Here is a 7,780-nt window from a genome sequence, read left to right as displayed (position 1 = left end):
CTGGAGGTCGGCGTGTTCCGGGCCGTCGAGGAGCTGGCCGGGGACCGGATCACCGTGTCGTACCTGCCCGACGGCGTGCTCGTCGAGGGCACGGCGGCCCGGCGCGCCCGCCGCCGGCTGCACACCCTGGCCGACGGGTACGGCGGGACGCTGGCCACCGGCGGCCCGGACGACGTGCGGGTATGGTTGCCCGGATGATCAGGGTGATCGTCGTCGACGACCAGGCGGTGGTCCGGGCCGGGATCGCCGCGGTGCTGGCCGCCGAACCCGACCTCGACGTGGTGGGGCAGGCCGCCGACGGCGAGTCCGCCGTGGCGCTCGCCGCCGAGCTGCGCCCGGACGTGGCGCTCATGGACGTCCGGATGCCCGGCCTCGACGGGCTCGCCGCCACCGCCCGGATCACCGCCGGCACGCCGGGCACCCGGATCGTCGTGCTGACCACGTTCGGCCTGGAGGAGTACGTGTTCGGCGCGCTGCGCGCGGGCGCGTCCGGGTTCCTGCTCAAGGACGCCGAGCCGGCGCGCGTCGTGGACGCGGTGCGGGTGATCGCGCGCGGCGACGCGCTGCTCGACCCGGTGATCACCCGGCGGCTGCTCGAACGCTTCGCCGCGGCCGCCGACCCCGGCCCGCCCGCGCGGCCCGACGGGCTCACCGCCCGCGAGCGCGAGGTGCTCGGGCACGTCGCGCGCGGGCTGTCCAACGCCGAGATCGCCGCCGTCCTGGCGCTCAGCCCGGCCACGGTCAAGGATCACGTGGCGGCGATCCTGGCCAAGCTGGGCGTGCGCGACCGGCTGCACGCGACCATCCACGCCTACGAGTCCGGCCTGATCCGTCCCGGGGCCGGCTGACCCCCGCCGCGTGGCGGGGGCACGGTTCGGTCGCCGGCAGGAGGAGACGCGGCGCGCGCGTTCCTAACGTTGTGGCACATGAAACGTGTGTCAGGCGCGATCCTGCTGGTGGGCGCCGAGATCGCCGCGGTCGCCGCCGGGGCTCTGGTCTTCCTGCTCGTGGCGGCCGTGACGGCCGCCGTGCCGCTGTTCGCGGGGGCGGGGGTGCTCGCCGTCGCCGTCGTCTCCTGGCTGCTCGGACGTCCCGCGCTCCGCCTGCTGGGGCTGCCCCGGCTGGTGCCGCCCTACGTGGTGGTGAACACCGTGGCGGTCACCGCCCTCGCCGGGCTGGCGGCCTTCCGGCCCTTCCCCGTCCCGCCGCCGGCCGCGACGCCCGCCGGGGTCGCGTACTGGCAGCTCCCGACGGGCTCCCGGCTCGCCTACGTCAAGCTCGCCGGATCCGGCACGGCCGGCCGCCCGCCCGTGATCTTCCTGCACGGCGGGCCGGGCACCCCAGGGGAGGGGCTGCCGGAGGGCAGCGAGGAGCTGGCCGCCGCCGGGTTCGACGTCTACGCCTACGACCAGCTCGGCGCCGGCCGCTCGACCCGGCTGGCCGACCCGGCCGGGTACACGGTCGCCCGCCACGTCGCCGACCTGGAGGCCGTCCGCCAGGCCGTCGGCGCCCCGAAGATCGTCCTGGTGGGCAGGTCGTGGGGCGGCACCCTGTCGGCCGCCTACCTCGCCGCCCACCCCGACCGGGTGGCCAAGGCCGTGCTCACCTCGCCGGGCGCGATCTGGGAGCCCGCCTTCCCCGGCGGCGTCGGCAGCCCGTGGGACGGCCTGCCCGCCTCCCTCCAGGCCCAGGCCGACGCGCTGACGAGCTCCCCGCGCATGCTGGTCCAGTCGTTGCTCCTGGGGGTGAACCCGGCCGCGGCACGGGCGCTGGTGCCCGACGCCGAGGCCGACGCCCGGATGCGCGCGCTGCTGCTGGTGGCCAAGGACGCCACGGGCTGCGCGGACGCGAAACCCGCCCCCGTGCACGGGAACCTGCCCGGCTTCTACAGCAACCAGGTCACCGCCGAGGACGCCGCCGCCGTGCCCGACCCGCGGCCCCGGTTGCGCGGGGTACGGGTGCCGGTGCTCATCATGCGCGGGCAGTGCGACTACCTGAAGTGGGAGGTCACCTACGACTACCGGCGCACCCTGCCGGACTCGACCCTGGTGTACGTCCCGGGCGCCGGCCACTCGATCGCCAACGGCCGTCCCGACCTCTACCGCGGCCTGATCCGCGCCTTCCTCCTCGACCGCCCGCTGCCCGTCCCCGCCTACACCGGCGCCACCGATCCCGCCCGATCCTAGACGTCGTCGCGCGTTCCGGGATCGGTGATCTTAGGATGCGGGTGACTCAGGGCTCCGCCGGGCGGCGGGGCGGGGAAGGAGAGCGAGTGGAGCCGGACGAACGGCTACGTCACAGCTCGTCATTCGGAGCCGCGGCGGCCGCGTACGCCGAGCACCGGCCGGACTACGCGCACGCCGCCGTGCGCTGGGCGCTGGAGACGGCGCCGGGGCGGCGGGTGCTCGACCTCGGGGCGGGCACCGGCAAGCTGACCGCGACGCTGGTCGAGCTGGGCGTCGAGGTCGTCGCGGTCGAGCCCGACCCGGCGATGCTGGCCGAGCTGCGCCGGGCGCTGCCGGACGTCCGCGCCCTGCCGGGCAGCGCCGAGGCGATCCCGCTGCCGGCCGCGTCCGTCGACGCGGTGCTGGCCGGCAACGCCATGCACTGGTTCGACATGGCCGTCGCGGGGCCCGAGATCGCCAGGGTCCTGGCTCCCGGCGGCGTCCTGGCCGGCCTGTGGAACGTGCTCGACGACGGCGTCGACTGGGTGGCCGGGCTCGCGCGGGCCGGCGGCGGCGAGGCGGTCGGCCCGCGCGACACGCCCGCCGCCTGGCGCGCCGAGACGGCCGGGATGCACCTGCCCAGGTCGGGCGCGCCGAGGTTCGGGACGCCGGAGCAGGAGCAGTTCCCGCACGGCCAGCGCCGCACCGCGGACTCCCTCGCCGAGACGCTCGCGACCAGGGCGGGCATGCTCGTCATGCCCGAAGGGGAACGCGCGGCCCGGCTCGGCCGGATCCGCGCCTACCTCACCGGCCGGCCCGAGACCGCCGACGGCGAGTTCACCCTGCCGATGCTGACCGCCGTGTTGCGCGTCCGGCGGTTGTGAGGACGCCCGAGCCAGGGCCGTGAAGAGGTTTCACCTGCCGATCGATCCGAAAACAACGATCAAGCGGCCTCCCGTCGGACGGTGACGGCCGGGAAGGCGGTGCCGAATGTCCGGAGCGCCGTTGTACGACACCATCGGAGCGGCCTACACCACGACGCGGCGCACCGATCCGCGCATCGCCGAGCGCATCTGGGCCGCGCTCGGCGACGCCCGGACCGTGCTGAACGTCGGCGCGGGCACCGGGTCCTACGAGCCGCCCGATCGTTACGTCCTGGCCGTGGAGCCGTCGGCGCTCATGCGCTCGCAGCGCCCGGCGGAGGCGGCGCCGTGCCTGGCCGGGTCCGCCGAGCGCCTGCCGTTCGACGACGGGGCCTTCGACGCCGCCATGGCCGTCTCGTCGGTCCACCACTGGCCGGACGTGCTCGGCGGGCTGCGCGAGATGCGGCGGGTCGCCCGGCGCGTGGTGGTGTTCACCCACGACACCGGCGACGCCGGCTGGCGCGACCGGTTCTGGCTGTCCCGCGACTACCTGCCCGAGGTCGCCGGCCTCGTGGCAGGCCGGCCCTCGGTGACCGAGCTGGCGGCGGCGATCGGGGCCCGGCTGGAACCCGTGCCCATCCCGTGGGACTGCGCCGACGGCCTGTTCGAAGCCTTCTGGCGCCGGCCGGAGGCGTACCTGGAGGAGGACGTCCGCCGCGGGATGTCGGTCTGGGCCAGGCTCGGGCCGGACGTCGAGCGGCGCGCGGTGCGCGAGCTGCGTGCCGACCTCGCCTCCGGCCGGTGGGCCGCGCGCAACCGGGACCTGCTCGAACTCGACGAGGCCGAGCTCGGCCTCCGCCTGCTGATCGCGTAGCCCGGACCGGCGGCCTTCCTCAGCGGTCGCGGAATGCGTGAGAGGTCTTCATCCGTTGTCGCCGCCGTGGACGATCTCACCCCCGCGGAACTCCGCGTCCTGGTCGCCGTCGACGGCGAGGGCAGCGTCACGGCGGCCGGCGTACGGCTGGGGCTGACCCAGTCGGCGGTCTCGCACGCCCTGCGCGCCGCCGAGCGGAAGATGGGAGCCGTGCTGTTCCAGCGGGGCCGCGCCGGCGCGCGGGCCACCGCGGCGGGGCGGGCCGCGGTCGGGCACGCCCGGCACATCCTGCGGCTCATGGAGGTCATGCGGGCCGACACGCGCGCCGCCGCCCGCGGCGAGGCCACCGGGACCATCCGGCTGGCCGCCTTCCGCAGCGCCGCCTTCCACCTGCTGCCGCGCGTGCTGGTCCGGTTCGGCCGGCGGCACCCCAAGGTCACCGTGGACGTGCGCGTCGTGCCGGACCTGGGCAGGGGCATCGCCGGCGAGGTGGCCGACGGCCGGGCCGACGTGGGCGTCCTGACCCTGCCGATGTACGTGGACGGCCTGGTCTGCAAGGAGCTGTACGAGGAGCCGTACGTGCTGGCCCATCCGCTGGGCCATCCGGACCCGCGGTCGCTCCCCATGATCGACTGGCACGAGAACTGCTCGGGCGAGACCCGGCGCTGGCTGGCCGCGCAGGAGTGGATCCCGCCCGGCGACCTCACGGTCGAGGACGACGGCGTCGTCATGTCGATGGTCGGGCACGGGCTCGGCGCGGCGATCGTGCCCCGCCTGTCCACGGTGGACGCCCCGGCCAGGGTCGCCACGGCCGAGCTCGGCGAGGGCGCCCCCCGCCGCCGGGTGGGCTACGTCACCACCCGCGAACTGGCCGGCTCCGCGCTGATCCGCGACCTGCTCGGCGAGCTGCGCACCCTCCGCGCGCCCGCGGCCCCGGCGGCGGCCACCCATCCATGAGCCGCTGCTGACGACCGTTTGGCGGTGCGCTGCCCTGGTCCGGGTACGGTCCCTGGCATGGAAGAGGTGCCGCCGCCGACGGACGACATCGTGCACCGGCTGATCGGCGCCGCCAACGCGCACGACGTCGAGGCGGTGTCGCGGTGCTACGCGCCGGACGCGGTCGTCGTGAGCCCCGAGATGGAGGCGGGCGGTCGTGAGGAGATCGCCTCCTATTTCACCCAGATCTGGGACGGCTTTCCCGACCTGCACTTCACGCTGTGGGAGACCGTCGCCCTGGGCGACACGATCGCCACCGAGCTGACGGCGACCGGGACGCACTCCGGCCCCTACCTGACGGTCGGGGGCGAGGTGCTGGCCGCGACCGGCCGCCAGATCACCGTGCGGGCCTGCTGGTTCTGGGACCTGCGCGACGGGCTCGTCTCCAGCCAGCGCCTCTACTACGACCAGCTGGAGATCTACTCCCAGATCGGCCTGTGCCTGCCCCTGGCCTTCGAGCCCCCGGACACCGGAGCCACGGAGGAGGCCGGGGACGCCAGGTGACCCGCCGGACAAGGGCGCAGGCCCTCACGGCCTGACGCGGCTGTGAGGGCCTGGGCACGTCCCGGGCGGGCGTCTAGCGGTGCCCGCCCACCTGGCGGGCCTGCTCGCGGGCCTGGTCGGCGGTGGCGGCGGCCGCCTCCGACGCGCTGTCCTTCACCTGCTGGACGGCCTGCCCCGCCAGCTCCTTGGCGTCCTGGCCGAGCTGCTGCGCCGACTCGCGACCGGCTTCCACGACCGGCTCCAGCACGTCGCCGACCTGCTCGCGGAGCTGGCCGACGGCCTGCTCCTCCGCCTCGGTTGCGGGGATGAGCGTGGCGGCCAGCAGACCGGCGCCGAAGGCGATCAGCCCGGCCGCCAGGGGGTTGCCCTGGGTGCCCCGCCTGGCCTGCTCCGGCGCGGCCCGTACGGTCTCGGCGGCCACGTGGGCGCCGTGCCGCACGGTGCCGGCCGCCTGGTGGGCGCCCTCCAGCACCGCGTGGCCGGCCTGGTGTGCCCCCTCGCCCACCGAGCCGGCGGTGGCGGCGACGCCGTGCCGCGCCCGTCCGGCGGCATGGGACGCGCCGTGGGACGCGGCATGGGAGGGGGTTCCCATCACCCGCTCCCGCAACGATCGCGCCGCCTCCCGCACCCGTTCGGTACGGCGGCGCGCGATCCGCGCCGGGCTCGTCCGGTCGGCCAGCCGGTCCACGTCGGCCGCGAGTTCGGCCCTCGTGGCGGCGATCTCGTTTCTCACTTCCTCAGGTCGCGTGCCCATTGCGCGTCCTCCTTGAGCGTCTCGATGGTCTGCTCGGGTCTGGGGTTGATCTCGCGCAGCCGGTTGCGCCCGTTGACGTACAGCACTCCGCCGATGACCGCCCAGACGACCGCGAGAACGAGCGCGGCCCAGCCCAGGCCCATCACCTCGCCCAGACCGAACATGACGGCCAGGGTCACCAGCAGCGCGATCATGTAACCGGCGAAGCCGGCGCCGCCGAGCATCCCGGCCGCCTTGCCCGCCTTGGTCGCCTCCTGGCGGAGCTCGATCTTGGCCAGCTCCACCTCCTGGCGGAACAGTTTGGAGATGTCCTCGCCGATCTCGCCGACCAGCTGGCCGAGCGTCGGTTCCTCGGGCTGCGCGGTCATGGCAGGTCACTCCCGGCGCCGTAGGCGGGCGCCGCGGGTGCGGCCGGGGCGGCCGGCGGCGTGGTGAGCGGCGGCACCGGGCGGGTGTCGTCCTGCCCGAGGGGGTCGCCGAGCGGCCGGTGCAGCGGTTGCGGCGGCGCCGTGCCGGGTTGCGCGACGCTCGGCAGGGTGGGGTCGGCGGGCGGCGGCGGGACCGCGGGCTGGGAGGCCGTCCCTGAGCTGTCGCCGGAGGCCTTGATGACGCGGCCCACCAGGAAGCCCGCGGCCAGGGCGCCGGCCAGGAACGCGGCCGGGCGGCGGCGGGCGAAGCTCTGCACCTCGCCGACCACCCCGGCCAGGCCGTGCCTGTCGAGGTAGTCGGCCGCGCGCCGGCCCTGGTCGGCGGCCTGGCGTACGACGTTGGTCACCGGCGAGTCGGGCTTGGCCTGCTCGTGCATGGCCGACAGGTCCTCCGACCACTCCCGCAGGCTCTGCGCGGCACGCCGGCTCTGCTGCTCGGACTGGGCGCGCACCCGGTCGCGCAGCTCGTCGACGGCGTTCCTGGCCTGGGCCCTGGCCTCGCCGGCCACCTGGACGCCGGCCTCCCTGGCGGCCCCGGCGACCTCCTGCGCGGCGGCCTTGCCCTGATGGAGCGTTCCCTCCCGGCCGGTCCCCGTCGGGTATTCACTCATGGGTGCCCTCCTCGTGGGATTGATGCCGCCTGTGGCTACCCGAACGGCCTCCGCCAAACCAAGAACACCCCAACGCAGGGCAAAGAACGTGAAAAGGGGATCGGCGTCCCGCGCTGCTCCGATGGCGCTCCGAGCGGGTTCGCGCGGGTTCGCGAACCGCCCTGAAGTGCGACTATTCGCGTTATACGGCTGTGCATGGGTAGGGAGGCGCCAGACCTGGTCAATCCGTTGTGGCCCTTCCTAAGGAACCAAGCATGAACGAGTCGCACCCGCTCAAGTCCGCCGTGGAGAAGGTCGTCGGCGCCGTCACCGATCACGACGCCGCGCAGCAGGCCGAGATCCCCGGCGTGCCCAGCAGCCTGCCGCCCCAGCTTGAGGAGCCGACCGAACCGCGGGAGCCGCTGCCGCCCAAGCCGGACCAGACCGGGCCCGAGACCGTCTCGCCCACCGGGCAGCCGACCGGCGCCTCGCAGGACCAGATGGCCCAGGGTGGCGAGTACCTGACCACCGCCCAGGGGGTGCGGCTGCGCGACACCGACCACTCGCTGAAGGCCGGCCCGCGCGGCCCGGTGCTGCTGCAGGACC

Annotated in this window: 10 protein-coding genes and 1 pseudogene; 8 read left to right on the top strand and 3 right to left on the bottom strand. The window is 75.5% G+C overall.

Features of this window, described 5'->3' with window-relative positions; genetic code table 11:
- The 7 genes from ACWCSD_RS43040 to ACWCSD_RS43010 form a co-directional block, all read left to right on the top strand.
- A partial coding sequence (locus tag ACWCSD_RS43040) for a hypothetical protein (protein ID WP_449923823.1) occupies positions 1-198 on the top strand: 198 nt, incomplete at its 5' end.
- Complete coding sequence (locus ACWCSD_RS43035) at positions 195-848, top strand: response regulator (RefSeq protein ID WP_397162885.1); 654 nt, start codon at positions 195-197, stop codon at positions 846-848. The genes ACWCSD_RS43040 and ACWCSD_RS43035, both read left to right, overlap by 4 nt.
- Positions 849-926: 78 nt before the next feature.
- On the top strand, positions 927-2,186 hold the full coding sequence (locus ACWCSD_RS43030) for an alpha/beta hydrolase (protein ID WP_449923820.1): 1,260 nt from the start codon (positions 927-929) through the stop codon (positions 2,184-2,186).
- Positions 2,187-2,272: 86 nt separating this feature from the next.
- A complete protein-coding gene (locus ACWCSD_RS43025) occupies positions 2,273-3,049 on the top strand; it encodes a class I SAM-dependent methyltransferase (RefSeq protein WP_449923817.1) in 777 nt (258 codons plus the stop codon).
- 121 nt (positions 3,050-3,170) lie between these two features.
- Positions 3,171-3,902: a class I SAM-dependent methyltransferase gene (locus ACWCSD_RS43020; RefSeq protein ID WP_397162880.1), complete on the top strand. Its 732-nt coding sequence runs from the start codon at positions 3,171-3,173 to the stop codon at positions 3,900-3,902.
- A 66-nt stretch (positions 3,903-3,968) separates the two neighbouring features.
- Entirely contained in the window at positions 3,969-4,859 is an 891-nt protein-coding gene (locus tag ACWCSD_RS43015) for a LysR family transcriptional regulator (protein WP_449923813.1), read from the top strand.
- A gap of 57 nt (positions 4,860-4,916) precedes the next feature.
- Positions 4,917-5,402 (top strand): ester cyclase, encoded by a 486-nt coding sequence (locus tag ACWCSD_RS43010; RefSeq protein ID WP_449923810.1) that lies wholly within the window; start codon positions 4,917-4,919, stop codon positions 5,400-5,402.
- Between the two features lie 73 nt (positions 5,403-5,475).
- On the opposite strand, the gene ACWCSD_RS43005 is transcribed toward ACWCSD_RS43010, so the two are convergent.
- The 3 genes from ACWCSD_RS43005 to ACWCSD_RS42995 are packed head-to-tail and all read right to left on the bottom strand — an operon-like array spanning position 5,476 to position 7,195.
- Complete coding sequence (locus ACWCSD_RS43005; RefSeq protein ID WP_449923807.1) at positions 5,476-6,156, bottom strand: DUF3618 domain-containing protein; 681 nt, start codon at positions 6,154-6,156, stop codon at positions 5,476-5,478.
- Positions 6,132-6,524 (bottom strand): phage holin family protein, encoded by a 393-nt coding sequence (locus ACWCSD_RS43000; protein ID WP_358012454.1) that lies wholly within the window; start codon positions 6,522-6,524, stop codon positions 6,132-6,134. The genes ACWCSD_RS43005 and ACWCSD_RS43000 overlap by 25 nt, the downstream gene beginning before the upstream one ends.
- Entirely contained in the window at positions 6,521-7,195 is a 675-nt protein-coding gene (locus ACWCSD_RS42995; RefSeq protein ID WP_449923803.1) for a hypothetical protein, read from the bottom strand. The genes ACWCSD_RS43000 and ACWCSD_RS42995 overlap by 4 nt, the downstream gene beginning before the upstream one ends.
- Positions 7,196-7,449: 254 nt before the next feature.
- On the opposite strand from ACWCSD_RS42995, the pseudogene ACWCSD_RS42990 reads away from it, so the two are divergent.
- Positions 7,450-7,780: pseudogene (locus ACWCSD_RS42990) on the top strand (catalase HPII); the annotation flags it as partial.

The sequence above is a fragment of the Nonomuraea sp. NPDC001684 genome (assembly GCF_053596515.1).
Note: the sequence above shows the minus strand (reverse complement) of the source record. Positions and strands in the feature narration are given on the sequence as shown.